The sequence below is a fragment of the Actinomycetospora sp. genome, assembly GCF_055612215.1.
In genome coordinates this window covers 1-1,608 of the sequence record NZ_JBVPVA010000214.1, presented here as the reverse complement: position 1 = coordinate 1,608, position 1,608 = coordinate 1, and the positions used below count along the sequence as shown (strand labels likewise).

The 1,608-nt window shown below is 74.4% G+C and carries 2 protein-coding genes; both read right to left on the bottom strand.

Annotated features, from left to right (window positions below; all coding sequences use genetic code 11):
• A partial coding sequence (rsmH, locus tag AC0CYZ_RS05930) for a 16S rRNA (cytosine(1402)-N(4))-methyltransferase RsmH (RefSeq protein WP_472213280.1) occupies positions 1-633 on the bottom strand: 633 nt, incomplete at its 3' end.
• Positions 634-908: 275 nt separating this feature from the next.
• Positions 909-1,340, bottom strand: a complete 432-nt coding sequence (mraZ, locus tag AC0CYZ_RS05925) for a division/cell wall cluster transcriptional repressor MraZ (protein WP_472213278.1) — start codon at positions 1,338-1,340, stop codon at positions 909-911.
• Between the last annotated feature and the right edge of the window lie 268 nt (positions 1,341-1,608).

Sequence of the window (1,608 nt, the reverse complement as noted above, 5' to 3'; positions counted from 1 at the left end):
GGTGCGCCGAGCCGCCGCGGGCAGGGCCTGCTCGAGGAGGGCGACGAGCTCCGCGCTGGTGCGCAGCGGAGCCCGTCGCCGAGCACGGACGACGGCCTCGACGATCCGCTTGGCCTGTCGCTCCTCCCCGTGGTCACGGAGCACCCGGACGAGCTCGCCGGGCGCGTAGGTGTTGAGGACGTCGGCCGCGCTCGGGCCCGTCGTCGGGTCCATGCGCATGTCGAGGGGGGCGTCCCGCGCGTAGGAGAAACCGCGCTCGTCCTCGTCGAGCTGCAGCGAGGACACGCCGAGGTCGAACAGCACGCCCTGGACGCGGCGCAGGCCGAGGTCGTCGAGGACGTCGGCGATCTCGTCGAACACGGCGCGGACCAGGTGGACCCGGTCGGCGTGGGGCGCGAGCCGCTCGGTGGCGAGGCGCAGCGCCTCGGGGTCGCGGTCGAGGCCGACGAGGGTCAGGTGCTCGTGCCGGGCCAGCAGCGCCTCGGCGTGGCCGCCGAGCCCGAGGGTGGCGTCGACGACGACGGCCTCCGGTCCGGCGAGCGCGGGGTCGAGCAGCTCGAGGACGCGGGCCAGCAGGACGGGGAGGTGCCGCTGCGGAGTGGGACGCGGGGCATCGTCGGGCGTGGTGCGCATGTGGGTGACATCGGGGGCGTCGGACTCCCCGTCCCGTGACTCCGGGCCCATCGTCGCCTCCCACGCTCCACGCCCGGCCGCCGCGACCGCCTGTCCTTCGGTGTGCGGCCGTGCGGCCGCACCCGGGCCCGGGCCCGGGCGAGCGGATGCCGTCACGTCCCGGTCCGCAGGGCGGCCGGACCTGGCACCGGGGAAGGTGCGCCAGGGCCGTCACCCTGCGGACCGGGGCCTCACGGCACCCGCGTCGTCGGTGGGCTCGGTTCGTCTGTCGGGGTCTAGAAGACCCCGGGGAGTACCTCCTGCTGGGCCTGCGCGTAGCTGTCCTCGTGCTCGTCCTGGTACTGCTGCCACTTCGCCGAGTCCCAGATCTCGAGACGGCTCACGGCGCCGATCACCGTGCAGTCCCGCTCCAGGCCGGCGTAGCGACGCAGTTCCGCGGCGATCGGGATGCGCCCCTGGGAGTCGGGGCGCTGCTCGTCGGTCCCGGCGAACAGGTAGCGCTGGTACGCGCGCACCCGCTCGTCGGTGAAGGGCGCCTCGGCCACCTTGCGGGCCATCTGCTCGAACTCGTCACGGGGGAACACGTACAGGCAGTGGTCCTGCCCCTTCGTGATCATCAGCCCCCCTGCGAGGTCGTCGCGGAACCTGGCGGGCAGCGTCAACCTGCCCTTGTCGTCGAGCCGGGGGGTGTGGGTGCCGAGGAACACGGCTCCACCCCCTCGGTGAGGCCCCCTGCGCCCCACTGCTCACCACAATACCCCACAACGCTCCACCAACAACCGGGGGGCTGCGGCGAGTGTGCCCCGTTCGGTGGAGTTCCCGCAGGTCAGTGCAGGTGGGGCCAGGTGGGGGGCGCGTGGGGACGATCCCCGATCCGGCGCGTCCGCGGGCGCTCCGACACGCGTTCCGCGGCGGTCCCGGCACCGGTTCTGCCTGCTCCGGGTGCGGAGTGGGGCGTGGTGGGGGGCCCACGAG